Origin of the sequence: Sulfurimonas sp. (genome assembly GCF_029027405.1) — a bacterium.
Classification (GTDB): Bacteria; Campylobacterota; Campylobacteria; order Campylobacterales; family Sulfurimonadaceae; genus Sulfurimonas.
In genome coordinates, this window is sequence record NZ_CP093396.1 from 1749529 (window position 1) to 1775681 (window position 26153).

Annotated in this window: 28 protein-coding genes; 21 read left to right on the forward strand and 7 right to left on the reverse strand. The window is 30.8% G+C overall.

The annotated features are described in order from the left end of the window. The first annotated feature begins 1 nt into the window (after nt 1). From MOV42_RS08335 to MOV42_RS08435, 21 genes are all read left to right on the forward strand, one after another. Complete coding sequence (locus MOV42_RS08335; protein WP_324170734.1) at nt 2–1468, forward strand: peptidylprolyl isomerase; 1467 nt, start codon at nt 2–4, stop codon at nt 1466–1468. Between the two features lies 1 nt (nt 1469). Continuing rightward, the gene (ftsA, locus tag MOV42_RS08340; RefSeq protein ID WP_324170735.1) at nt 1470–2825 is read left to right on the forward strand and encodes a cell division protein FtsA; all 1356 of its coding nucleotides are present in this window, start codon (nt 1470–1472) and stop codon (nt 2823–2825) included. A gap of 12 nt (nt 2826–2837) precedes the next feature. Then, nucleotides 2838–3956 carry a cell division protein FtsZ gene (ftsZ, locus tag MOV42_RS08345; RefSeq protein WP_324170736.1) on the forward strand — a complete coding sequence of 373 codons (1119 nt, stop codon included), beginning with the start codon at nt 2838–2840 and terminating at the stop codon, nt 3954–3956. A 107-nt stretch (nt 3957–4063) separates the two neighbouring features. Continuing rightward, nucleotides 4064–4501 carry a hypothetical protein gene (locus MOV42_RS08350; protein ID WP_324170737.1) on the forward strand — a complete coding sequence of 146 codons (438 nt, stop codon included), beginning with the start codon at nt 4064–4066 and terminating at the stop codon, nt 4499–4501. 7 nt (nt 4502–4508) lie between these two features. Then, the gene (locus MOV42_RS08355) at nt 4509–5165 is read left to right on the forward strand and encodes a Crp/Fnr family transcriptional regulator (RefSeq protein WP_324170738.1); all 657 of its coding nucleotides are present in this window, start codon (nt 4509–4511) and stop codon (nt 5163–5165) included. Continuing rightward, on the forward strand, nt 5158–6147 hold the full coding sequence (locus tag MOV42_RS08360; RefSeq protein ID WP_324170739.1) for a hypothetical protein: 990 nt from the start codon (nt 5158–5160) through the stop codon (nt 6145–6147). Before MOV42_RS08355 ends, MOV42_RS08360 begins: the two co-directional genes overlap by 8 nt. A 105-nt stretch (nt 6148–6252) precedes the next feature. Next, entirely contained in the window at nt 6253–8877 is a 2625-nt protein-coding gene (gene nosZ, locus MOV42_RS08365; RefSeq protein ID WP_324170740.1) for a Sec-dependent nitrous-oxide reductase, read from the forward strand. A gap of 171 nt (nt 8878–9048) precedes the next feature. Next, nucleotides 9049–9831, forward strand: a complete 783-nt coding sequence (locus tag MOV42_RS08370; protein ID WP_324170741.1) for a cytochrome C — start codon at nt 9049–9051, stop codon at nt 9829–9831. Nucleotides 9832–9844: 13 nt separating this feature from the next. Further along, nucleotides 9845–11059: a nitrous oxide reductase family maturation protein NosD gene (locus MOV42_RS08375; RefSeq protein ID WP_324170742.1), complete on the forward strand. Its 1215-nt coding sequence runs from the start codon at nt 9845–9847 to the stop codon at nt 11057–11059. A gap of 26 nt (nt 11060–11085) precedes the next feature. Beyond that, nucleotides 11086–11823: a 4Fe-4S dicluster domain-containing protein gene (locus MOV42_RS08380; RefSeq protein ID WP_324170743.1), complete on the forward strand. Its 738-nt coding sequence runs from the start codon at nt 11086–11088 to the stop codon at nt 11821–11823. Between the two features lie 8 nt (nt 11824–11831). After that, entirely contained in the window at nt 11832–12449 is a 618-nt protein-coding gene (locus tag MOV42_RS08385) for a hypothetical protein (protein ID WP_324170744.1), read from the forward strand. A 3-nt stretch (nt 12450–12452) separates the two neighbouring features. Further along, a complete protein-coding gene (locus MOV42_RS08390) occupies nt 12453–12944 on the forward strand; it encodes a c-type cytochrome (RefSeq protein WP_324170745.1) in 492 nt (163 codons plus the stop codon). A gap of 3 nt (nt 12945–12947) precedes the next feature. Then, nucleotides 12948–13853, forward strand: a complete 906-nt coding sequence (locus tag MOV42_RS08395) for a NapH/MauN family ferredoxin-type protein (RefSeq protein WP_324170746.1) — start codon at nt 12948–12950, stop codon at nt 13851–13853. 2 nt (nt 13854–13855) lie between these two features. Next, nucleotides 13856–14494 carry an ABC transporter ATP-binding protein gene (locus MOV42_RS08400; RefSeq protein ID WP_324170747.1) on the forward strand — a complete coding sequence of 213 codons (639 nt, stop codon included), beginning with the start codon at nt 13856–13858 and terminating at the stop codon, nt 14492–14494. Beyond that, nucleotides 14481–14933 carry a hypothetical protein gene (locus MOV42_RS08405; protein ID WP_324170748.1) on the forward strand — a complete coding sequence of 151 codons (453 nt, stop codon included), beginning with the start codon at nt 14481–14483 and terminating at the stop codon, nt 14931–14933. Before MOV42_RS08400 ends, MOV42_RS08405 begins: the two co-directional genes overlap by 14 nt. Continuing rightward, the gene (locus MOV42_RS08410) at nt 14930–15757 is read left to right on the forward strand and encodes an ABC transporter permease (RefSeq protein WP_324170749.1); all 828 of its coding nucleotides are present in this window, start codon (nt 14930–14932) and stop codon (nt 15755–15757) included. Before MOV42_RS08405 ends, MOV42_RS08410 begins: the two co-directional genes overlap by 4 nt. Nucleotides 15758–15817: 60 nt before the next feature. Then, nucleotides 15818–16288, forward strand: coding sequence for a nitrous oxide reductase accessory protein NosL (locus tag MOV42_RS08415; protein ID WP_324170750.1), 471 nt, complete (start codon nt 15818–15820; stop codon nt 16286–16288). Next, complete coding sequence (locus MOV42_RS08420) at nt 16275–16814, forward strand: PAS domain-containing protein (RefSeq protein ID WP_324170751.1); 540 nt, start codon at nt 16275–16277, stop codon at nt 16812–16814. Before MOV42_RS08415 ends, MOV42_RS08420 begins: the two co-directional genes overlap by 14 nt. 13 nt (nt 16815–16827) lie before the next feature. After that, nucleotides 16828–17208, forward strand: a complete 381-nt coding sequence (locus tag MOV42_RS08425) for a hypothetical protein (protein ID WP_324170752.1) — start codon at nt 16828–16830, stop codon at nt 17206–17208. A gap of 94 nt (nt 17209–17302) precedes the next feature. Further along, nucleotides 17303–18283 carry an IS5 family transposase gene (locus tag MOV42_RS08430; protein WP_324170753.1) on the forward strand — a complete coding sequence of 327 codons (981 nt, stop codon included), beginning with the start codon at nt 17303–17305 and terminating at the stop codon, nt 18281–18283. 136 nt (nt 18284–18419) lie between these two features. Then, a complete protein-coding gene (locus tag MOV42_RS08435; RefSeq protein ID WP_324170754.1) occupies nt 18420–19283 on the forward strand; it encodes a NosD domain-containing protein in 864 nt (287 codons plus the stop codon). Here MOV42_RS08435 and MOV42_RS08440 read toward each other — a convergent pair. The 7 genes from MOV42_RS08440 to MOV42_RS08470 form a co-directional block, all read right to left on the reverse strand. Continuing rightward, nucleotides 19278–20633 (reverse strand): SLC13 family permease, encoded by a 1356-nt coding sequence (locus tag MOV42_RS08440; RefSeq protein WP_324170755.1) that lies wholly within the window; start codon nt 20631–20633, stop codon nt 19278–19280. The two genes, MOV42_RS08435 and MOV42_RS08440, sit on opposite strands and share 6 nt — an antisense overlap. 7 nt (nt 20634–20640) lie before the next feature. Beyond that, nucleotides 20641–21531 carry an NAD(P)H-dependent glycerol-3-phosphate dehydrogenase gene (locus MOV42_RS08445; RefSeq protein WP_324170756.1) on the reverse strand — a complete coding sequence of 297 codons (891 nt, stop codon included), beginning with the start codon at nt 21529–21531 and terminating at the stop codon, nt 20641–20643. Next, nucleotides 21524–22195, reverse strand: coding sequence for a TrkA C-terminal domain-containing protein (locus MOV42_RS08450; protein WP_324170757.1), 672 nt, complete (start codon nt 22193–22195; stop codon nt 21524–21526). Before MOV42_RS08450 ends, MOV42_RS08445 begins: the two co-directional genes overlap by 8 nt. Then, nucleotides 22196–23746 carry an ion transporter gene (locus MOV42_RS08455; protein ID WP_324170758.1) on the reverse strand — a complete coding sequence of 517 codons (1551 nt, stop codon included), beginning with the start codon at nt 23744–23746 and terminating at the stop codon, nt 22196–22198. Nucleotides 23747–23751: 5 nt separating this feature from the next. Further along, nucleotides 23752–25176, reverse strand: coding sequence for an Asp-tRNA(Asn)/Glu-tRNA(Gln) amidotransferase subunit GatB (gatB, locus tag MOV42_RS08460; protein WP_324170759.1), 1425 nt, complete (start codon nt 25174–25176; stop codon nt 23752–23754). 118 nt (nt 25177–25294) lie between these two features. After that, entirely contained in the window at nt 25295–25783 is a 489-nt protein-coding gene (locus MOV42_RS08465; protein ID WP_324170760.1) for an REP-associated tyrosine transposase, read from the reverse strand. Between the two features lie 33 nt (nt 25784–25816). Continuing rightward, complete coding sequence (locus MOV42_RS08470; RefSeq protein WP_324170761.1) at nt 25817–26017, reverse strand: hypothetical protein; 201 nt, start codon at nt 26015–26017, stop codon at nt 25817–25819. Between the last annotated feature and the right edge of the window lie 136 nt (nt 26018–26153).

A 26153-nucleotide genomic window follows, 5' to 3' on the forward strand; every position in this document is an offset into this window, starting at 1 on the left:
AATGATTCAATGGATGCAAAGACATAAAAAATATCTCATTATAACTATCTGGATTTCTACAATAGCTTTTGTTGGAGCAGGTTTTGTGGGTTGGGGACAGTACAGCTATGGAGATAAAGCAGGTTCAGTAGCAAAAGTTGGTAGTGTTAACATAACAATGGGTGAATTACAAAAAACATATTCTGATTTATATTCTCAATACAACAAAATGTTTCAAGGTAATTTTGATGAAGAAAAAGCAAAAAGTTTTGGCTTACAAAAACAAGCATTAAAACAACTAATCGATCAAGCACTTATTATAAACCTTGCGCTTTCTTATGACTTAGAGATTAGTGATAAAGAAATTTTAGATGAAATAAGAACTCAAAGTTATTTCTTTAAAGATGGAGTTTTTAATAAAGAGATTTACAAAGAGGTCCTTTTAAGAAACAATAGAAATCTAAAAGAGTACGAAGAAGATGTAAAAAAAGAGTTACTTATCGGTAAAACATTCAAATTACTTCCTGTTAAAATTAGCAAAAATGAAGAAAAAATCATAGATACTATCGTTAGTATTGCAGATAAAATCGACTATAAAGTTATAAATGATAAACAAATAAATATTGATACTTCAGATGCGGCTCTAAAACCTTACTGGGAAATTCAACAACAAAATTTCATGAGTGAAGTTGAATATGAAGTTGAATATATAAAACAAGAACGGGTATCAAACGAATATGAAGAGAGTAAAATACTTGAACACTACAATGCAAATAAAACCCACTTTAAGGATGTCGATTCAAAACTATTACCATTAGAAGGAGCTAGAGCTTCAGTTATTATAGAGTTAAATGACAAAGCAACAAAAGAGGCTGCACTAAGGGCATATGTAGCATACAAAAAAGATGAACTTAAAAAAGATGTAGAAGTTTTAAGTATTACTATATCAGCATCTAATAATTTATTTGGAATAAAAGCTTTTGAAAAGATTTCTAAACTTTCTCAAAAATCTCCATACTTAAAACCTGTTATAGTTAATGATGAGTACTTTACATTCAAACTAATCAAGACAAACCCTTCAAAAATGAAGTCTTTTCAAGAAGCCAAAAAAGATATTTTGCCAATGTATGTAAAAGAGCAAAAAACAATCAAATTACTTGAACTTGCGAAAAACTCTCTAGCAACATTTAAAGGGACTACAACTGACTTTATCACGAACTCTGATGCCATAAAATTAACAAAATTAGAAACAAAACAAGCAAATGAATTTCTTATCTCTTTGTTCTCATCAAAAGAAAAAAAAGGTTTTATAATTTTAAAAAATGGAAATGTAGTTTTGTATAACATTTTGGAACAAAAACTGCTTAGCAATACTAACACTAATCCAAACAATTCTATTGTTAGATTAAAAAGTGCTTTGTTTAATGAAGGTATAGTTAAAAACCTACAAAACAAGTACAAAACAGAGATATTTTTAGAAGGACTCTAAGTTGAGTAAAACTGTTTTAGCCATTGATATAGGCTCTACAAAGATATGTGCAATCATCGCCGAAGTTTCTGATGATGGTTCAATAGCTATTACAGGTGCTGGAACTTCCAAGGCACAAGGCTTAAAAAAAGGAAGTATAACAAATATTGAGTTAGCCTCCAAATCTATAAAAGTTGCCCTGTCAGATGCTAAAAGAGTTTCTGGAAGCGATGTTAAAACTGCTATAGTTTCAATCTCTGGAGCATATACGAAAAGCTTAAACTCTAACGGAATAGTAAATATTCAAAATAAAGAGATTAGTTTCAAAGAGATAGAAAGAGTTATGCAAACATCTTTGTATAATGCAAATATTCCAAATGAGTATGATGTGCTTCATGCTCTTCCTTTTAACTTTAAAGTTGATGACCAAGACTATATTGAAGACCCTTTAGGTATGAATGCATCTAGACTTGAAGTTGAAACGCACATCATCACTACTCAAAAGTCAAACTTAAGTAACTTTAAAAAAGCTGTTCGAGGTGCTGGAGTTGAAGTAGAAAATATTGTTTTAAATGGTTATGCTTCTTCTATCGCAACTCTAAATACAGATGAAAAAGAGTTAGGTGTTGCTGTTATAGATATGGGTGGAAATACAAGTAATATTATTATTCACTCTGGCAACTCTATAAGATACAATGACTTTTTAGGAGTTGGTTCCAATCATGTAACAAGCGATTTATCAATGGCTCTTCATACTCCACTAAATATTGCTGATAGCGTCAAGTTGAGTTATGGTTCTCTACTGACTCCAAGTAATGAACTTATAGAGCTTCCTATTATTGGTGATGAGACAACTACACATGAAGTTTCCCTTGAAGTTGTTCATAATGTGGTTTATGCAAGAGTTGAAGAAACTCTTATGATTTTAGCTCAGTTTATTGAAAATAGTGGTCTTAAAGATCAACTTGGTGCTGGTATTGTACTAACTGGTGGATTTTCAAAAATGGAAGGAATAAGAGATTTAGCCATAGCTACTTTTGGCTCAGTACCTGTTCGTCTTGCTCGTCCCATAGAAATGAGTGGGCTTTTTGATAGCTTGAGAAGTGCAGAATACTCAAGTGCTGTTGGTCTGATTATGTATAGTTCAACCTCATTTACTCCTTATGAAATAGATGTAAATAAGCGTGTTCGACACTCCAATGAGACACCAGTAGCACAAAGTAATATTAACTTCAAAGAAGAGCCAGAGATTCCTGTTGCTCCTTCAGAAGATGAGAAGATAGATAAAATGGTTATTCTACCATCTAAAAAAGAGAAAAAGAGTGATGAAGCTGGAACTTTAGTCAAGTTTTGGAACTGGGCAACCCAGTTATTTTAAAGGAGTGAGATAATGGAAGCATTTAATATAGAAGAAACAAAAAACTTAAGCGGTGCGAGAATCATAGCTGTCGGTGTTGGTGGCGGTGGTGGTAATATGATTGGTCATATGGTGAAAGAAGGTGTTACTGGCATCGAAATGATTATGATAAATACAGATGCACAGGTATTACGAGAAGCAGAAAGTGCTTCAAAGATTCAGATAGGGACTAAACTCACCAAGGGTCTAGGTGCAGGTATGAAGCCTAGTGTTGGAAAAGATTCTGCATTAGAGAATTATGATGAAATAAGAAGCGCTCTTGAAGGTGCTGACATAGTTTTTATATCTGCTGGTCTTGGTGGAGGTACTGGAACTGGTGCGGCTCCTGTTGTTGCCCAGATAGCAAAAGAAGTTGGCGCTTTAACTATTTCTATAGTTACTAAACCTTTTGGTTTTGAAGGCAAAAAACGCCTCAAACTTGCTGAAGCTGGACTAGAAGAATTGAAAAAAGAAAGTGATTCTATAGTTGTTATTCCAAATGACAAACTACTTTCTATTATAGATAGAAGACTTGGCTTAAAAGATAGTTTTAAAATAGTAGATGGTGTTTTAGCACAAGCTGTTAGTGGAACTTCTGGTGTTATTCTTTCAAGTGGAGAAAATGATATTAATCTTGACTTTGCCGACTTGCAAACTGTAATGAGTCATAAAGGCATGGCTCTGATGGGTGTTGGTGAATTTGAAGGTGAAAATGCTGCTTATGAAGCTATAAAAGCAGCAATAGAATCTCCTCTTTTAGATAATATGACTATAAATGGTGCGATGGGTGTTTTAGTTCACTTTAAAATGCACCCTGAGTTTCCACTTATGGAAGTTTCAGATGCTATGAATGTTGTGCATGAAAGCGCACATGAAGATGCAGAAGTTTTATTTGGTACTTCAACTGATGAAACGATATCACCAAACTATGTAAAAATAACCATAGTTGCAACTGGGTTTGAGAAAGATTTACAAAATGGCACAAATGACCCTGACTTTGTTGGAGAAACACCAGCGCCAAGAGCTATTCTTCGTCCAAAAATAGTTGTTGGTGGAGACTTTGATGATAACTTCTTAGATATTCCATCTTATATGCGTCAACAACAAGACTAAATCTTTTCGAGGCCTTTTTGGTCTCACTCCTAAATAAAAGTATTGCCACTTTAAATACTTATCAACTTTACTTGTGTATAATACATATAAAAAAGAGTCTATTAAAAATGAAAAAAATACTTCTAATCCTAATCTCAATCTTTATGCTATCTTTTGCATCTGATATACCAACCAGAACAGGTACTTTCCCAGATAAAGAGATGAAATCACAAAACAAAAAAATAACTAACTTAGTTGCCGAGGAAATTTCATCTACGCTTCCTCAAATTGTCGATAAATATACAACACTAATCTCTGTAAAAGCAAATAATCTAACACTTGTTTATACATTTAAAATTAAAACTGGATCAAAAAGTGATGAAGTCATAAAAAAAGAAGATCACTCCAGAATGAAAAAAGCCATAATTTTAGGTGTATGTCAATCATCAAGTAAATTCTTAGTAGTTGGTATAAACACTTCTTATATTTACATAAGTGCAAAAACATCTGCACAATTATTTAAATTCGATATTTCTCAAAAAGATTGTGTAAAAAGTAAAAACTAGGATTATTGTGTCACTAAAAAATACTCTAAACTCTTTGGATTTTTTTAAAACTCTCAAGGAAAAAGAGATTATATTACTATGTTCAATCTCTAGCATTCAATCACTAAATGAAAACTATATACTTCATTATGAAAAAGAACAAAGTTCTTCTTTAGTATTTTTAGTGAATGGATTAGCAAAAGCATACAAAATCGACAAACACTCAAATGAAATTTTTTTATATTATATATATAAGAATTCTCTTCTTTCTGATATCACCGACATAAATAACAATACAATCACTTCTTATTCAAATATTTCACTTGCAGAAGATTCTATAATTCTTAGTATTAATTATGCACAATTTAGAAATCTTTTTTTGCACAAAAATCTTTTATGTTTAGAATTACTCCAAGAAATTGCTCTCAAGTCTCAAAAACTAGACTCCCTTGTTAATCGTGAATTTATTTTTGACGCTGTTCAAAAAGTTGCACAAATGCTTGAATCTGACTTAGAAATGTTCAATAAGCTAAAACGACATGATATATCACTAATATTACATATTCAACCTGCAACACTATCTCGTGTTTTAAATAGACTAAAGAGAAATAATATTATCGATATAATACAAGGCAAAGTAATAATACTAAATAAAGATGAACTTAAGGAGATAGGAAATGACTAAAATTAAAATAGTAGGAGTTTTTATATTTTTATCTTCAATCGCTTTAGCATTTATATCAAATTATATCTATCACGAAAATAAAGTAAATAATAATCTTCTAGATGTTATAAACAATCAAAAAGCCTTTACTCAAGAAATATCAAAAAATATTTTTTATATTTACAAAAATAAAAAGAAAAACAATCAAATATCAACAAAACAATTGGATGACTCTATTAATAAATTCTTAAATAACCTTGATAACAAAAATAAAGTATTAGAAGAGATTGACTCTTTATCAATCAAAAATAAAAGTGAAGAGATTGTTCTTTTATGGAATAAATTTTACCTTGAAGTGCAACATTTTAGAAATAATTCTAAAATAATTACACCATATTCTAATATATTACTTGAAAAGTGTGTAAATGAAATATATAGAATAAATATAAATTTAGTAATAAAATTCAATGAATTAATAAATATACATAATTTATATTTTGATAAAACTCTAAATAATTATAAAAACTTGCAATATACACTTTTTGCTTTTTTAGTGTTTTTACTTTTATATCTTTTTACTCAACTTCAAAGTACTATGGAGTTTATTCAACAGTTTAGAAAAACTTCTAGTAATATTATTAATAATTCAAGTATCAAAGAGCTTAAACCTATTAAAATTAAAAATAGTTCTCAAGAATTAACTGAGGCATCTGATAACTTTAATTTTTTAGTAGATAAAGTAAATAGTTCACTTAAATATTCAAGTGACTCTATTAAAAATTCTTATGAATCGTTAGAACTTGTAGAAAATAATATTGAAGATATACTTACCTTACTCTATGCAATGGACAATAGTGACTCAATAGATAAAGAACTTACAAAGAAAGAAGATATAATTATCCAGTCTTTAGAAGAATTAACGACCTCTACTCAAAAGCTAGAAAATTTAAAGATTAATTTAGACAACTTAATTTCTCATTATAAACTTAAAAAACAAAATTAATCTTTTATTTTGACCTTAGTCAAATTATCAGCTTCTTAAATGTAATAATATTACATATCATTTGAGTATATTTCTATACTGAAAAGAATTTTAAGGAGAAGAATTATGAGCAAAACTTTTAATAAGCTTACTTCATTTCTTGTAGGAACAGCTTTAGCTGCAACAGTTGCATCTGCTGCTGGTGGTGAACTACAAAAAGTTATGAAGGCAAGAGGCCTAACGGAAAACGATGTTATTCGTGCTGCGAAAACTTACAACCCTACTGGTGGACGGGATGAGTTTATCGTATTTAGTTCTGGTGGTCAATCTGGACAAGTAATTGTTTATGGTGTTCCATCTATGAGAATTTTGAAATATATTGCTGTATTTACACCTGAGCCTTGGCAAGGGTATGGTTATGATGTTGACAGTCTTAAAATTTTAAGACAAGGTAATATTCGTGGTCGTGAAATAAATTGGGGAGACACACATCACCCTGCACTTAGTGAAAAAGATGGTAAATATGATGGTAGATGGTTAGCTATTAATGATAAAGCAAACCCTCGTATCGCGATTATTGATTTACATGACTTTGAAACTAAACAAATAACTGTTAACCCAGTTTTCAAATCAGCTCACGGTGGTGCTTTTTTTACTCAAAATAGTGACTATATTATTGAGGCGGCACAATATGCTGCTCCCTTTGATAACTTCTATCATCCAATTGAAGAGTATAAAGAAACATACCGTGGTGGTGTGACAATGTGGAAATTCAACTATAAGAAGGGTAGAATTATTCCTAAAGACTCATTTACTATTGAGATGCCTCCATATATGCAAGATTTAAGTGATGCAGGTAAAGGTGTGAGTGATGGTTGGGGTTTCACAAACTCTTTTAACACTGAAATGTATACAGGTGGAATCGAAGTTGGTATGCCACCAAATGAAGCTGGTATGTCAAGAAATGATACTGACTTTTTACATGTTTACAACTGGAAAAAATTAGCTAAGATAGCTAAAAATAAGAAAAATGTAAAAATTGTTAATGGACATAAAATAATTCCTATGAGTGTAGCTGTTGCTAACAATGCTTTATTTTTAATTCCAGAACCAAAGTCACCTCATGGTGTTGATGTTTCTCCTGATGGTGAATATATCACAGTTTGTGGTAAGTTAGACACTCACGCTTCTGTTTTTAAATGGAGTAAGATTAAAAAACTTATCAAAAACAAAAAATATGTTGGTAGAGACCCATATGGTATTCCTATCTTAGATATGAAATCATCTCTACATGGTCAAATAGAACTAGGACTTGGGCCATTACATAATCAATATTCAAATGTAAAAGGTGAGATTTATACTTCTCTTTATGTTGATTCACAAATTGTTAAATGGAACTATTTAACTCTAAAAGTTCTTGACAAAGAAAATGTTCATTATAATGTTGGACACTTAGCTGGAATGGAAGGAAAGTCTGCTGACCCTCAAGGTAAGTATATTATTTCTCTTAACAAACTTGCGATTGATAGGTTCCAAAATGTTGGTCCTCTTCACCCGCAAAATCATCAATTAATTGATATTAGTGGTAAAACAATGGATTTACTTGTTGATATGCCTCTACCTTTAGGTGAGCCTCACCAAGCTGTTGCAATTAGAGCTTCAAAATTGAATCCGCACGTAAGATATCCAATGGGTACTAACTCAAAAACAGGTAAGATTCATGTTGGTAAAACTTTAGCTGGTCAAGAAAGAATTGAAAGACGCAATGCGAAAGGTAAAATAGACCCTAAAGGTAAATTTGTTACTATTTACGCTACATTTGTTAGATCTCACATTAACCCTGAGAGAATTACAGTTAACAAAGGTGATGAAGTTAAAATCTATATGACTAACTTAGAGCGTGCTCAAGATGAAACTCACGGTTTTACTGTTGATGGATTTGATGTTCACTCTTCATTGGAGCCAGGTGAGACTACTGAAATGAAATTTATTGCTGATATTGAGGGTGTTTTCCCTTACTATTGTACAGAGTTTTGTTCTGCACTTCACTTAGAAATGATGGGTTACCTTATGGTTAAAGACCCTAAAAAGACTTATGTTTCTGCTAAAAAACTTAAAATGAAAACTATGACAACTGCTGAGTTAAAAGCTGAATACAAAAAAACTGTTGCAGTTAATGATGCTACAGATGCTGTAATCCAATCAGTTGTTGCTTTCTTAAAAGAAAACAAATTTGGTGAGCATAAAGTTGTTGCTGACTTAGTAACTGATGCGTTTGATCAATATGGACAAATCCCAGCACAGAAAAAACTAGCTGATGCTGAATACAAAAAAGGTAATATTGAAAAAGCTATACTTTTTGAAAATATGATTTGGCAACTAATGGTTAAAACAGCAGATGTTGGAATTAGAGCAAAAGATGCACTAGTTAGACTTGTTGCTACTAAGCAATCTTCTTCAGCTCAAGCTGGTGAAAGAGCATTTGGCGAAGGTGGTTGTTCTGGTTGTCATGTTATTGGTAAAGTATCTTCAGGTCCAGACCTTACAGGTGTACTCCAAAGACATGAAAATGGTGAAAAATGGGTAACTAACTTCATTATGAATCCAGAAAAAATGATGCATGACCCATATGTTAAAGCAATGATAGATGTATATAATCTAAAAATGCCTAATCAACATATGAACAAAAAAGAAACAAAAGACATTATTGAGTACCTAAAATGGATTGACACTAATGCAAACTTATTCTAAAAAATAAGTTTTAACACTCTGCTTAGCAAAGAGCTTTATGCTCTTTGCTAACACTCTTTAACCATATTTTGATAAAATTTCTGTATAATCCTTTTTATCAATTGACATAAATCAATCATATTATTTATAATTAATATTATAATAACTTAAATTTATTTTTAAAGGTTTTATATGCATCCAAGTATTATAAAAGCAAGAGTTTTCGCAACATTATCTTTACTTATTTTAACTTTTTCTTTCACTTTTCCAATGCTCGCTTTCAATGGTGTTTTAAGTCAAATAGATAAACAAGAAGGTAATAAAATTTCTTCTTTTAGTGCAAAGATATGGGGCATCTATAATCAAGGAAGATATAAGAGTGTTTCTACTCCAGAAGAAGCTCACAATAATCTATCTGAAATGATAACTTCTTCATCAGAAATTGGTCCTGCTTCTCTACCTATATGGGCAGTATCACTAGAAGCACCTAACTATCCGAAAGAAGCTTTTCCTGAAGGCATTCCTGTATATTTTCACTTTGATGGATATAGTGGAGAAGTTCATGAAATGAATACAATCAATCATTATGTTGGAATGGACCCTATGTGGGTTGGTGGAATATTTGAGCGTGAAATTGGCATCTATGCACTGCTTTTACTCTCTCTTGGTATGATATATTTTATTGCTTATAACAATAAAATTTTAAATTACCTTATGTTAGTTCCAGCTTCTCTACCTATCCTTTTTATGGCTGATTATTCATATTGGTTATATTGGTTTGGTCATAACTTACATGATTGGGGAGCATTTAACATCAAACCTTTTATGCCTACTGTATTTGGAGATGGTAAAATCGCTCAATTTATCACTCATTCATATCCATCGATTGGTTTTTATATGATTGTCGCTATTGGTTTATTTAGCCTGTTAGCATTTTTTGCAAAGCAAAAAGCATTCAAAGAGATGCAACTATAAATTAAGGAATTAAATGCTCAAATTCTTTGTCCTTTTTTATTTTATTTTTTCTAGCTTCTTAAATGCTAATATACTCCAAGATGCAATTGATAATGCTCCTGAAGGCTCTATCCTAAGACTTCCAGCTGGAATATACAAAGGAAATATAACTATTACAAAACCTATAACAATTATAGGAAAAGAAGATGGTGTAGTTATAGACGCTGAGGGAAAAGGCACTGTTATTACTATAAAAAGTTCTTATGTGACTCTCAAAAACCTAAGAATAACAAATAGTGGCGATAGACATGAAAATTTGGATTCTGCAATATCTATATCAGAAGGAAAACATTGTGAAATAAGTAATTGTGTTATTGATGATTGTCTTTTTGGTATAGATATGCAAATGATAAGTAACTCCATAATTTCAAACAATAAAATAACTTCAAAAGATTTGGATTTAGGACTTCGTGGAGATGGTCTAAGACTTTGGTATTCAAATGATAATATCATAAAAAACAACTCTTTAGTGAAATCTAGAGATATGGTCGTTTGGTATTCTCATGGAAATGAAATAGTTGACAACAGTGGTGAACATGGAAGATACTCTCTACATTTTATGCACGCTGGTAAAAATATAGTAAAAAACAACCATTATAAATTTAATAGTGTTGGTATATTTTTCATGTATTCAAAAGACACTATAGCAACAGGTAATACTGTTAGAAGTTCTTTAGGTGCAACAGGCATGGGGATTGGTTTAAAAGATGTTTCAAATTTTACACTAAAAGACAATAGTATAATTTACTGTGCGCAAGGCATATATATAGATAGATCACCTTTTGAACCAGATGCAAAAAACTGGTTAATTGGAAACAAGTTTTTATACAATGCAGAAGCTATACATTTTCATTCATTAAGTGAGAATAATATTCTTAAAAATAATGTTATATTAGGAAATATTGAAGATGTTGTAAATGATAGTAGAGGTGCAAAGACTAATAAAAATGATATATCAGAGAACTATTGGGACAACTATGCTGGATTTGATAGAGATGGAGATAATGTAGGAGATACTCCTCATAGAGTATATCAATATGCAGACCAACTTTGGGTATATAACCCTAATGTAAAATTTTTTTATGGAAGTCCTGTTATTTCTTTACTAAATTTTTTAGCAAAATTAGCTCCATTTACAAAACCTATCTTCTTATTTGAAGATGAAAAGCCAATAGTTAAATTACACTAAAACTTAAATATGAGAAAAGGATAGAAATGGCAAAACTACAAACTGACAGAAGAAAGTTTGTTAAGTATTCTACACTTGGAATATTAGGATTGGTATTAGGTGGAGGAATATTATTTTCACCATACCCTCTAAGAGCAGAAAACAGACTTCGTCCTCCAGGTGCAGTAAATGAAAAAGATTTTTTAGCACTTTGTATAAAATGCGGTCAATGTCTTCAGGTTTGTCCTTATCACTCTATAGAATTAGCTGACTTCACAAAAGGTCATGGAGTTGGAACTCCTTTTATAGATGCTAATGTTAGAGCTTGTTATGCTTGTGAAGCTGTTCCTTGTGTTCTTGCATGTCCAAGTGGAGCGCTTGATCATAATTGTGAAAAAGCAGAAGATATACACATGGGAATAGCTGTTTTAGAATTTCCAGATACCTGTATAGCAATAACAAATACGCCTATTCCATCTGGATTCAATGATAAAATGCATAAATTTCATAACTCTGTGAATAACTTAACAGAATATGAAGAAAAAATGCTTGCAAAATTTGATGAATTTGAAGGTAAGCAATGTACACTATGTGCAGATATGTGCCCAATACCAAATCCAATTAATGCTATTTCTATGATTAACGATGGAAATGGAAAACGCCCAGAAATTTATGATGGCTGTATAGGCTGTGGAGTTTGTCAAGAAGTTTGTCCGACTACAATCCCATCAATAGTTGTGAAACCAAGAGTTACATATGAACAATACTACGAAAACAGAACTTAGGAAAAATAATGAAAAAAAATAAAATAAATACTTTAGCATATGCCGTTGGCTTATTAACTTTAATAATGATTTCGGGATGTAGTGACTCAAATGAGACAAAAAATACAAATAAAATCAACTCATCAAATGTAGTTACAACTTCTAAAATTGAAATAGTTAAAAATGAAAATGCACATGCCATAAAAGTTGAAGAAAAAGAGGCAGATAAATCTCAAGAAAAATCATACTATTATGATTACAACATTAAGAGTGCTTATGATCAGAACGCTCAACCAGCAAATGAAGATGCATCTGTACGAGTTAAACCAAGAACAAGTGTTGAAGCGAATATGAATATTAGAAGTCCATACCAAAGTGTTAGAGTTTCTAATGTTAAAAATAATTTAAGTCTAAACTTTAGAGTTAAGTGTTCTGCTTGTCATAGTGATTATGCGAATGGTGTCGTTGGACCTTCACTCCTTGGTAAAGATAGTGACTATATCTATAAAAAGATTATTGAGTTTAAAACGAATAAAGACAAAAATGTACTTATGAGTGATTTAGTTAAAATGATGGATGAAAAAGAAATTCGTGAAATTGCTAATGAAATATTTGAGTTCAATAAACAACTAAATAATGGGAAATAAATAATGAAAAATATAATTGTAGGATTTTTAACACTTGTCGTCGTTGCATTGGCTGTGTTTACTGCTATGGACGACCCTGTTTATCATGGTGGGAATCATGCTAAAGTTATTAAAGATTTTGGAGATACAGATAATGGTTTTACAAAAGTAGAAGAAAAATCTAACAGAGAAAAAGAAAATGATGCATTAAATGCTCTTAGAGATAAGGCAGGTAATGCGGGTGCCTTTAAAGTAAGTAGAGAATACAAAAGTAAATGTTCTGCTTGTCACGGTGTTAATGGTTCAGGCTTCCAAAATGGCAAAGCGATGATGGGACCTAAACTTTTTGGTCAAAGTGAAGAAAAAATTTATACAGATTTAGCAGACTTTAAAGCTGGAAGAAAACAAAATATTATAATGAAAGGTCTTCTTATAAAACTTCAAGATGCTGATTTAAAAAGATTAGCAAAAGAAATTGGAGAATTCCCAGCGAAAGCCAAAGAGCAAAAGAAATAAAAAATGGATAAGTATAACAACAAAGAGACTATAAAAAATACTTCTTTTTGGTCTACATTTTTTGATGTAACAAAAGATGGAAAGTCAAAATTTAGTTATAGAATGAAAAGATGGATTCTTGTTATTGCAATTCATCTATTATTTTTCTTATCATTTTTTATTGATTTACAGATACTTGAGGGAACATTAAGTGGTTCTAGATTTTTGGGCTTTCATATGATTGACCCTTATATGACTATGGAAGTGTTTTTAGCAACCTTTCATTTACCTATAAACATAATAATTGGGACTAGTACTATTGTTATTGTCTATCTCATGGTTGGTGGAAGGAGCTACTGCTCTTGGGTTTGTCCTTATGGTATACTTAGTGAAATTGGTGAAAAATGGCATAATACTTTGGTAAATAAAAAAATCATTAAAAGTAGAAAGTTTGATCATAGAGTAAGACATATCTTTTGGACAATATTTTTGATTCTTTCTTTTACTAGTGGTTTTATTGTATTTGAAACTATCAATGTTGTTGGTATTTTGAGTAGAATGATGGCATATGGTTGGAGTTTAGCACTTATTTGGGTTCTATTAGTATTAATTATGGAAGTTTTCTTCTCTCGTCGTGCTTGGTGTACATATATTTGTCCTATTGGTACTACTTATGGATATATCGGTAAAGTTTCGGCTCTAAGAATTGAGTGGAATGATAGCTGTGATAGCTGTATGGTTTGTCATGATGTGTGTTTTGAACCTCAAGTCTTAGAAATAACTAAGGCAAAGTATAAAAAACAAATAGATGAAAAGAATATAACAGATGCCTATATAACAGGGGCTGACTGTACTCTTTGTGGTAGATGTGTAGATGTTTGCCATGAAGACGCACTTAAATTTGATTTTAGATTAAAAAGCTTGGTATAAATATGATAAAAATAAATAACTTAACAAAAAAATTTGCTTCACATATTTCACTTGATAATATTAGTTGTGAATTTCACAAAAATGAATCTATTGCACTAATGGGTGCCAATGGTGCTGGAAAAACAACTCTTATTCGTTCTATTTTGGGTTATTATCATCCAGATGCTGGTGAAGTCCTAATAAATGGACTAAGCCCAATAAAACAGAGGATAGAAGTATTAAAAGAGATTAGTTTTGTTCCTCAACTTCCACCTCCAATCAAGTTAAGTATAAGTGAGCTTATACAGTATATTTCGATAAGTGCTGATGTTGAAAAAGACAAAATAATACACTATGCAAATGAGATGAAACTTGATATTAACTCAAATATGCATAAATCATTTTTTAAACTTAGTGGTGGAATGAAGCAAAAGTTACTTATTGCGATTTCTATTGCAAAAAAGAGTAATATCATCATTTACGATGAACCAACAGCCAACTTAGACCCAGTGGCAAGAGATGATTTTTATAGACTTTTGAAGCAAAATGAAGAAGAAAAAGTTCTTCTTTTTGTTACTCATAGACTAGAAGAAGTAAAAGACTTAGTAAATAGACAAATATATATGGACCTTGGTAAAATAGTATCAGATGAAAAAGTTTAGTTTTTTATTTAGTTTTTTACTTCTGTTTTTTACTGCTTGTAACTCAACTCAAAGTTCATCCAACGAAGTAAAAAATGAAACAAAGATATGTCCACAATGTAATATGGAAGTTGGAAAATCTAGTGAGTATAGTTCATCTTTAAGTACAAATGGAAAAACTTACTACTTTGACGATATTGGATGTATGATTTTGTGGGCAAATGAACATGAAATAAAAAAAGCGAAAATGAATGTTTTTTCAAAAGATACGCTCCGTTTTATAGATGTTAAAAATGCAAACTATACAATAGGTGAAACAACTCCTATGTCTTATGGATTTTGTGCTTATGAAAATAAAAAAAAGATTCAAATTACATTTGAAGAAGTTAATGTAAAAATGTTAAGGGGTGAAAACATGACAAACCCAAAAATAAGAAAACAAATACTAGGAAACAAATGAAAAATTTATATCTAATCGCATACTTAGACTTAAAAGAGTCCATACGAGCTAAATGGTTTGTTGTTTATTCACTAGTTTTTGGTGGAATGATTGCTCTATTTTTCATAGCAGGAGTAACAGAGTCTCAAGTTATGGGCTTTAGTGGATTAAGCAGACTCCTATTAATGTATATACAAATTACTATTGTTATACTACCAATATTTATACTCATCACAACTGTTCGCTCCATTTCAGGGGATAGAGATAATCATATTTTAGAATATATGTTATCTTTCCCTATCTCACTAAAGCAATACTATTGGGGTAAAATCATTGGACGATTTATTACAGTTTATCTTCCTGTTATTTTTGCAATGATAATTGCAGTTGTTTATGGAGCTATTAAAGGTGCAGAAATTCCTTGGGATATTTTCTTCTTATATACTGGTTTACTATTTGCTATGAGTGGAGCATTTTTAGGTATAGCATTTTTTATCTCTTCTTTTGTAAAATCAAGTGAAGTTGCTCTTGGCATTGCTTTTTTTATATGGATATTTTTACTAGCATTTATTGATATTGCATTAATTTCACTAATGATGCAAAATAGATTTAATGAAGAGCTAGTAATATTTATAGCATTAGTAAATCCAATGGAAATATTTAGAGTTGCTGCTATATCACTATTTGACCCAGAGTTAACAGTTATGGGACCAGTTGCATTTTATATACTTGATTCTATGAGTCAAACAGTATTTGTACTTATCTCTATTGCATACCCACTTTTTATTGGTCTATTTTTTGCCTTTTTTGGGTTTAAAATATTTGAGAAAAAAGATTTAGTTTAATACCCCACTTAGGTTTCAACCACGGGGGCATCGGCATTTAGTGCCAGAAAGGAAATCAACATGATAAAAGTAATATTAGCCGTAGTTTTAGCATCTAGTGTTTTACTCTCTTATGAGATGAATTTTACAAGAGAAAGTGATTGTTTGGTAAGACATATAAAAGTTTATAAAGAACCTAAATGGGTGTCTAAAATAGAACTTGTCAATGGCAAAGTTTTGTTTTTTTCTAGCCCAAAATCTATGATAGAGTTTTATCATCAACCTGGGAAGTGGTTTGATGTTGGAGTAAAAAGTGAATCAGATTTTAAAGATATTTTAGTTACAGACTTTAGTACACTAAAACCAATCAATGCAAAAGGTGCTTTCTTTGTTTATGGCGCAAATGTAATATCTCCTGCTGGAGATGATTTACCTGCCTTTGCAACTTACGCATCTGCTGAGAAATACTTCAAAGAGCATAATGGAAAAAGAATTATGCACTTTAAGGATATTTCGGACGCTCTTATAAGACTTTTAAATGGAAGAATATAAAATGAATAAACCTATTCCACTTGATATAGAGATTCCTCTGGATGCTAAAAGATATATTATTAGTGAAACAGATGAAAAAGGTAAAATAACCTATTGTAATGACTATTTTATAGAAGTATCAGGCTACTCTCAAAAAGAGCTTATAGGAAAACCTCATAATATCGTAAGACATCCAGATATGCCAAGTATTGTCTTTAAACTTCTTTGGCAAACAATTTCATCAGGAAAGAATATAAATGCTGTTGTAAAAAACTTAGCTAAAGATGGAAGGTACTACTGGATTTTTACAGAATTCGAAATAAGAAAAGACACTGATACAGGCAAAATTATTGGTTATCATGCTTCACGAAAAAATATTTCTAAACATGTTATAGAAATTATTTCTGATTTATATGCAAGACTTTTGGAAATAGAAAAACATGACAGTATAGATGCTAGTGAAAAGTACTTATTAGATTTTTTACAAGAAAAAGGTGATGATATTGATTTTTCAAATATCATGGAAGAGATTCATCGCTTTTACTAAAGTTATATAAAATATGAAAATATTTTTACTTACTATATTTTTTTTAACATCTTTATATTCAAATATCCTTCAAGATGCTATAGATAATGCTCCCTCTGGTTCAACATTAAAACTACCAGATGGCATCTACATAGGAAATATAATCATCAATAAACCACTTAAAATTGTTGGTAAGAATAAAAAAGCCATTATAGATGGAAATTCCCTTAAAGATGTAATAACAATAACTAGTTCAAATGTCATCCTTGAAAATATAACTATTACAAATAGCGGTAGTAAAATGTATGAGTTAAATTCTGCCATATATATAAATAAAAGTGATAATATTGAAATAAATAACTGTAAAATACTAAACTCTCTTTATGGGATAAATATGTCTATGGTTAATAATTGAACCCTCTGAACAATCAAGCAATTTAACTTAACCTCCCTCAAACCAATAATTAGCTAAAATAAATATACTAAGAAGCCAAGTTTGAGGGATAAATATGCAACTAAGTTTTTTTGACCATGCCATGAAATACCAAGGTGGTAAGAAGAGTATGAAGTTTTTAAATGAGATGAAAGAGATTATTCCATTTGAAGCTATTGAGAAGATACTTATAGAGAAAAATGTATACAAACCCAACAAAGGTAAGACAGGAAGACCATCTATTCCATCAAAGATATTAGTAGGCTCACTTTTTTTACAAAACTGGTATGGATTGTCAGACCCAATGACCGAAGAGCTTATACATGACCGTATAAGCTTCAGAAAGTTTCTTGATATAAGAGATGAAGATACTATTCCAGATGAAACAACTATTTGTAAATTTAGAAACAAGCTTATCAAAGAAGAGATACTTGGTGATATATTTGAAGAAGTAAAAAAGATGATGGAATCTAAAAGACTTATACTCAATGAGGGAACTCTTATAGACGCTACTCTCATCCACTCAAGCGAACCAAAGAGAAAAAAAGATGACAAGGGTAAAGTTATTTCAAATAAAGCCCATGATTCTGATGCAACCTATACTTCAAAAAGAGGTCGTAAACATCATGGATTAAAGATGCATATAGCAACTGATACAAACGGTATCATCAAAAAAGTAATAGCTACAACTGCATCAACACACGATAGTACACAGTTTGATAAGCTGACAGAAGATGAAAATAAAGCAATATTCGCAGATAGCGGCTATATGCAAAAGGCAAGAAAAGTGGCACTAAGAGCAAAAGGTATTTTTGCTGGTATAGTTGAAAGACGAGTAAGAGGTCAATCGAAACTAAGACCTAAACAATCAAGAAATAATACAAGATTCTCAAAGATAAGATGTCTCGTGGAATTACCATTCGCATTTATAAAACAACATATGAACTTCAGAAAAACCAGATATCGGGGAATAGAGAAAAATCAACAACACTTTTTTATGTTGGCTGCTTGTTATAATCTGAGACGGACACCTGCACTGGTAAGGGCTAGGAACTGATACAAAAGGAACAAAATAAGGTTCTAACATGCTAATAAATAGTAGAAATATAGAAAAACAAGACAGAAACTCACTTCAAAATTGAAAGAGAATTTTTAAAATGATAGAATATTAGTATAAAGAAGAATCATCTGGCTTGTTCAGAGGGTTCAATTCTATAATTTCAAATAATTATATATCCTCAAAAGACAAAGAAATCAGCCAAAGAGGAAATGCTTTAAAATTCTACTACTCAAACAATAACCTTATACAAAATAATATAGTGGATAAATCAAGAGATGTGACTTTTAACTACTCAAATAATAATACAATCAAAAATAATACTTTTATAAATAATAGATTTGCTCTTCATCTTGGTAACTCTCATAACAATACAATTGAAAAAAATAGTTACAAATATAACTCTGTTTCAATAATGCTTATAGGAGCAAAAAACACAACAGTTATAAATAACTCTATAAAAAGTTCCAAAGGAGCTGCTGGTATCGGAGTAATGCTCAATGGTGTATCTGGATTAAACCTCAAAAAAAACATTATAAAGTTTAATGCTAAGGGCATCTATATAGATTCTAAAGCAACTGAAATAGGAATGAAAAGAGATATACAACATAATGATATATCTTTTAATAAAGAAGCTATCCGTTTTCACCTTGTAATAAGAAACAATACTATTTCAAATAATAAATTTGTTGGAAATATTGATGACATTGTCAAAAGTACTGAGGGTTATAGGTCTGATTCAAATATAGTTGAGTATAACTATTGGGATAGATATAGTGGATTTGATAAAAATGAAGATAATATCGGGGATAACCCCTACTCTATCTATCAATATGCATCTCAACTATGGCAGTACAATAATAAAATAAAGTTTTTCTATGCTTCACCAATTATGTCATTACTTGATTTTTTAAGTAAACTAGCTCCTTTCATAGAGCCAATTTTACTCTTAGAGGATACAAAACCATTAATTAAAGAGTATAATCAACAACTATCATAAAATACCTTTGAAAAAAAACTCTGCGATTAACACGATTAGGATTATACCAACAAAGTTTAAGACTACACCATACCTAATCATACTTTTAACATCAACTGCTCCACTACTCATAGCAATAGCATTTGGTGGAGTGGCAATAGGGAGCATAAAAGCATAACTTGCACAAAGTGTAGCGACCATCATAAAAAGAGTGGCATTTATGCCTGTTTGCTGTGCAACTGAGTAAATAACTGGAAGCATTATTGATATAAGTGCTGTATTAGATGTTATCTCTGTTGTAAAAGTAATTAGCATCGCAACTGACAGAAGTAATAGTATCGGAGGTAAAGATGTCATAACAATCAAATATGACGCTACTTCATCTGCTAAACCTGTATAACCAAAAGCCTTAGCAATAGAAAATCCTGCTCCAAACAAAAACATTATTCTATATGGAATTTTTGCCTTATCGTCCATCCAATCAAGAACATTAAAAGGTGGCATAAATAAAAGTAATCCCATACTTAGAAGAATACCTGCTTCACTAAGACCTAAACCACCCCAAAAAGGCTCCATGGGTGCATTTAAAAGTAGTAAAATAATTAATCCACCCATTAGGTATAAAATCTTTTTTTGAGTTGCATCTAGCGTTTTCTTTATTGTTTTTCTCTGAATTGACACATTTTTCACGCCTACACTAAGAAGAAGGCTTACTGTTATAAACATCAAGAAAACAAGCGGAGCAACCATCCATATCCACTGAAAAAAAGCAATTGGCTCCATACCTTTTTCACTCATAATACCTAGTAATATAAGGTTTGGCGGTGTACCAATAGGAGTTAAAATCCCACCTACACTAGCACCATAAGCAATAGCCAAAGCAAATCTAAGTTTTAATTTTATATCTGTTGTTATAAAAAGAGCAATCGACATTAATAAAAGACTGGTTGTTGTGTTAGATAGAACAGAGCTTAAAAGACCAGAGGTTATTGTAAGAGAAAATATTATACCTCGTGGTGTATTTGGAAAAAGTGAGAGCATTTTATCAGATATAAAAATATGAAGATTACTTTTTTCAACCGCAATAGCTAACAAAAAGCCTCCCAAAAATAAAAAAATTATAGGATGTGCATAATTTACAGATGTAGCTTTTGTGCTTAATATACCAAAAGCAGGAAACAAAACAATAGGAAGTAAAGATACAACAGCTAAAGGTAAACCCTCATTTGTCCAAAGTACAACTAAGAAAGCTATAAGACCTAAAAGAGAGGCTTGAGTTGTATTAAATAAAATCATTGAAAGAAAAAAAGCAATAAGACCTATCAAAATAGCTAAAGATATTTTTTTAATTTGCTCTTTATTTTCACTCATACATGACTCAATTAGACAATAAATCTCTTAAAGATTCTTGTGGATTTTTTCCCTCTAGCATCTCATAAACTTCTTTAGCTATTGGAAGATATAAATTTTTTTCTTTTGCAATTTTTTCTAAAGCATAACTTGTGCCTATTCCCTCTGCAACCTCACCTAAATCATCAAGTATCTCTTGTTGCGATTTAGCATCTGCTAAACCTAAACCGACACGAAAGTTTCTACTCATAGTAGAAGATGCTGTTAAAAATAAATCTCCTGCTCCACTAAGTCCTATAAAACTCTCTTCTCTTGCTCCATATTCATAACCAAATCTTTGCATCTCAACTAAACCTCGTGAGATAAGTGAAGCGGCAGCATTTTTACCTAAACCTAAACCTTCACATATTCCAGCGGCAATAGCTATAACATTTTTATAAGCTCCTGATATTTCTGCACCCATTACATCCGTAGAAGTATATGCCTTAATAAAAGATGGGAAAAAAGAAGCAAACTCATCACAAAGATTTTCATTTTTAGAGTTTATTACTAAAGCTGTTGGTAAAGATTTAATAACCTCAGATGCAAAAGAAGGACCAGATAAAAAAGCAATATTTTCATCTGGGATATATTCTTGATAAATTTCATTTAAAAACCTACCGCTAGATGCTTCAATTCCTTTTGAAGCAACCAATACTTTTTGTCCATCAAAAACAAAATGCTCTTTTAACCATGATGAAACTTGTTGAGTGGGAACTGTGACAACTAAATATTCACACTTTAAAATCTCTTGCATTGGAACAAAATTTTTAAGCTTTCGTGGTGTTCTTGAGCTTATGCTAACTTCATTTTTTTCGCTTAAAGCAAAAGCTAATGCTGACCCCCATTTACCTGCGCCTATTACACCTATTTTATTCACTTTTATTTCCTATAAATTTTTTAAAATCTTTTATATCTTGCTCATAACCAACTACGACAAAAGTATCACCACTTTTTATCATATGATGCTTTTCTTTTGATGAGTATATAAATTCTCTTTTCATATCTTCATGTACAATAGAAATAACTATAATGCCATGCTCCCTACTCCACTCAATATCAGATGGATATTTACCATCAAGAATAGTCTCTTCTTTTAGTTTAATTTCAGCAATTTTTAAAGCACTATTTTTATAAAGTATATCGTGAAAAACCTTTGTTACAATAGGTTTTTCAAGTATTTCCACAATAGTATTTGCCATTGTTTGAGTTGTAGGTAAGATTCTAGTTGCTCCTGCTAAAAGAAGCTTATCCGAACTCTCCTTATCTTGCGATAATGCTATAATATTTAAATGTTTAAAAGAATCACGAAGAGAAATAGTCAAAAATATATTTTCTGCCATATTTTCTAAATTACAAAAAACGATGCAATCAGTCATGTCATATTTTTTACTTAACTCATCCCAATCATCACTTAAATCAAAACTATATTCATCATCTGTATTTAATTTAAACACTTGTACATTTTTATAATGCTGTGATATATTATTTTGTATTTCTATAGTAAATTCATTATCTCCAAATAACAAAGCATTATTTTGCATTTAAGCGCCTTTTTTATTTAAATATATAATAAATTCTTGTAAAAACTGAGTATTTCCAATCACTAAAAGGTAATCCCCAACTTCTAATACTGTACTATCGATAGGATTAAAGAAAAACCTATCCTTTTCTTTTTTATAAATGCCTAAAAGAACTATTCTATATCTTTTGTTTTCTAACTCTCCTACAGTTGAAATATTATTAAAAATTCTATCATTAATAAATATCTCATCAACATCAATACCATTATCATTTGCACGAAGTTCATGTATAGCTTCAAAAGCAACAGGTTGACCTACAAACTCCTTAGCTATTATACCTACTAATTCTTTTTCATAAAAAACTTCATTCACTCCTGCAAATATCAATTTATTTTTATTCATCTTATTCATTAGGATTGAGAGGATAAATACATCTTTGTTAAATGAGCGAATTGTTAAAGCAGTATAAATATTTTCTATATCACTATGGCTTAAACAAAGGATTGCTTTTACTTGCGTTTGTATATTTATACGAAGTTTTTTATAACTTGCGATTGAACCAGGATCATAGTTAAGTGCTACAAAACCATCTTTTGTTGCGTTTTGTACTTTTAAATGGTCTTCTTCTAAGATAATAATATTATTATTTTTACTAAGTTTTTTTACTACTTCTTTTGCTACATTCTCATAACCACAAATAAGATAAAACTCTTTTATTTTAGATATGTCATCTATAAATTTCTGATCTTTTATCTCATCTAGTTTTTCTGTAAAAGCAGTAACAATAAGTGAAGTTGTAAAAGAAAAAACACCAATACCTGCAACTATTACAAACATTGCAACTACTCGTCCTTCTTGTGTCACAGGAGTGATATCTCCATAACCAACAGTAGAGATAGTTACAATAGACCAATAAACTGCTTCAAAAAGAGTATCTATTGGCGAGTCTGGATTATTTGCTTCCATAACATAAATCAAAACAGATGATACAAAGATGATGATAGATGCAAACATTAAAAGTGTAAAAAACTCAAACTTTTTTGCTAAAATAATCGAGGTAAAAGTTTGAATACTTTTGGCATATCTAAAGAGTTTAAATACTCTAAATAGTATAAATATACGAAGAAGCCTTAACTGATGGAAAAATGGAATAATAGCTAGTAAGTCAACCATAGCTTTAAAAGAGAAGATATATGTTAGTTTATCAACACTGATAACTTTGATAGCTTTAAAAAATCTAAACTTTTCCCCAAGCATACTATCATGCTCACTTTGTTTTATAATAACATCACTAGCACTACTACTAATCCAAAGTCTTAAAATATACTCAATAAAAAATATAATAGAAATAATGTAGTTATTGAAAAAAAGTAGATTGTCATTTACATGTGATTTTACTTCTCTAATAAGTATAGCAACACTTATAAAGATTAGTGTAATCATAAAAATATCAAAGTATTTTTTATATTTATAGTTGCTATTTTCTAAAACATTATAAAAAAAGCGTTTAGTATTTTGATACGATGTTGATGTATTTAAAAAATAAGCAAAGTCAACAACTAAACGCTTCATATTTTTTATCCTAATTTTGCTTTTAAAATTTCATTTACTGCTTGAGGATTTGCTGTTCCCTTAGAAGCTTTCATAACTTGTCCAACAAAAAAGCCAATGAGTTTATCTTTTCCACCTCTGTACTGTTCTACCTTATCAGGATTAGCATCTATAATCTCTTTACACAGAATATTTATAGCACCCGTATCTGTAACTTGTTTAAGTCCTAATGCCTCTATAGCAGCATCTACGGCTTCATCTTTGTTCATCAAATAATCAAGAATTTCTTTAGCCGCTTTTCCACTTATGCTTTTATCTTCTATACGCTTAACTAAAAAGCCTAGTTTTTTAGCATTTACTGGAGAGTTTTTGATATTTACATCGCCTTTAAAACGAGCAAGAAGCTCAACTGTAAGCCAAGTAGTAGCATTTTTTGCCGTTATGCCTTCTTTCATCATAAGCTCAAAGAAGTTTGCCATTTCTATACTTGCTGTGATAACACCTGAGTTGTATTCATTCATACCATACTCTTTTACAAATCTATCTCTTTTAGCATCTGGTAGTTCTGGTATTTTAGAGTATTTTGCAAACATCTCATCTGTTACAATTACTTTCAGTAAATCAGGCTCAGGAAAGTAACGATAATCTGCAGCTTCTTCTTTTCCACGCATAGAACGAGTTTCTTGTTTTATTTGGTCAAAAAGTCTAGTTTCTTGAGAAATTTCTTTTTCATAAACTCCATCCTCCCAAGCTTCACTCTGCCTTGCTACTTCTACTTCTATGGCTTTTTGAATAAACTTAAAACTATTTATATTTTTAACTTCAACACGAGTATATAATTTTTTATCACCTTTTGGTCTTATAGAAACATTTACATCAACTCTAAAAGAACCCTCCTGCATGTTTGCGTCACCTATATCTAAATAACGGATGATTGAGTGTAGTTTTTTAAGATATGCCACAACTTCATCGCCATTACTTAAGTCTGGTTCTGAAACTATTTCAAGTAGTGGAGTCCCACCACGGTTTAAATCTACTTTAGATATCTCACCCTCATGTATATTTTTACCAGCATCTGCTTCAATATGTGCACGATTTATACGGATAGTTTTTTTACTACCATCTTCTAAGTCTATCTCTAAAGTACCATATTCAACTATTGGAGTATAAAGCTGAGTAATCTGATATGCTGATGGACTATCTGGATAGAAGTAAGACTTTCTGTCAAAAAATGAAGTCCTGTTTATCGTAGCATCTATAGCTGCTCCAAGCATAATAGACTTATGTAAAACTTCTTTATTTAAAACTGGTAAAGCTCCTGGAAGGGCTAAACAAGTTGGACATGTATTTGTATTTTGTTTGTGGTTAAAACTCGTAGGACACGAGCAAAAAAGTTTAGTTTTAGTGTTTAGCTGTACATGAACTTCAAGTCCTATAACTACTTCAAACATATATTCCCTTAGATAAAAATTATTGATTATCTATTTTAGCAAATTTTTGCTTTTATATATCATAAAGTGTATGCACTTCTAGTTCCATATCTCCAGATATGGAATCTTCTACATAAAACTAAAAACACCTCTCAATATCAACCAACCCTTGTACACCTTCGTAATCTCTAGCAGAACTATATCGCCAATGCACAGCTTCATCAACATATCCACGTTTTATAGGATTTTTATGGATGTACTTTATCTTTGTTTTCATCATCTCATCAGAGCTGATTTGTTTTAGTTGATAACCTTCTTTCCATACTTGAAAATTAGTTGCTTTATGATGTGCTTTTTTATAAAACTTTAGTTGTTCTAAGATGTTTGTAACATTTTCTTTTTTTAGTAAATTTAACAACTCTTTTGCTGTGTACTGTTTAAATGATTTCATAGTTTTTTCTATATCATTGCTTTGAACAACCATATGCAGATGATTTTCCAAAACAACATAAGCATAGAGTTTTAAGTTATCTTTTTTTTGCAAAAATTTTAAACAATCTATGATGATTTCTACGCTATTATGTCTTATAAACAGAGGTATCCAATGAAGTACTGTACAAGTTGTCAACAGCGTAGTTAAAATAAGCAGTATTTTATGATTTTAACGTTCTTTTTCATACTCTTTATATGTTCTTTTATTAAGATTTTCTAAACATTGCTCAATTGCACCAGCTGGTTGATTACGACAGTTATGTTCTGCCCCATATTGTCCACCTTTATACCAAGCCTTGGCGGTACACCCTGTAAAAAGGCTCATAAAAAGAGCAAGTGCGATAGATAGTATAATTTTTTTTGTTTTCAACTTAATGTACTCCCATATTTTAATATCGCTCCTATTGAAACTAACGGTCGAGTTGAAAAACAAGGTATCAAATCGTCTTGATTATTAGCTATTTAATATATCTTAATTCGACACATAAAAGGTAGAAAATTTCGCA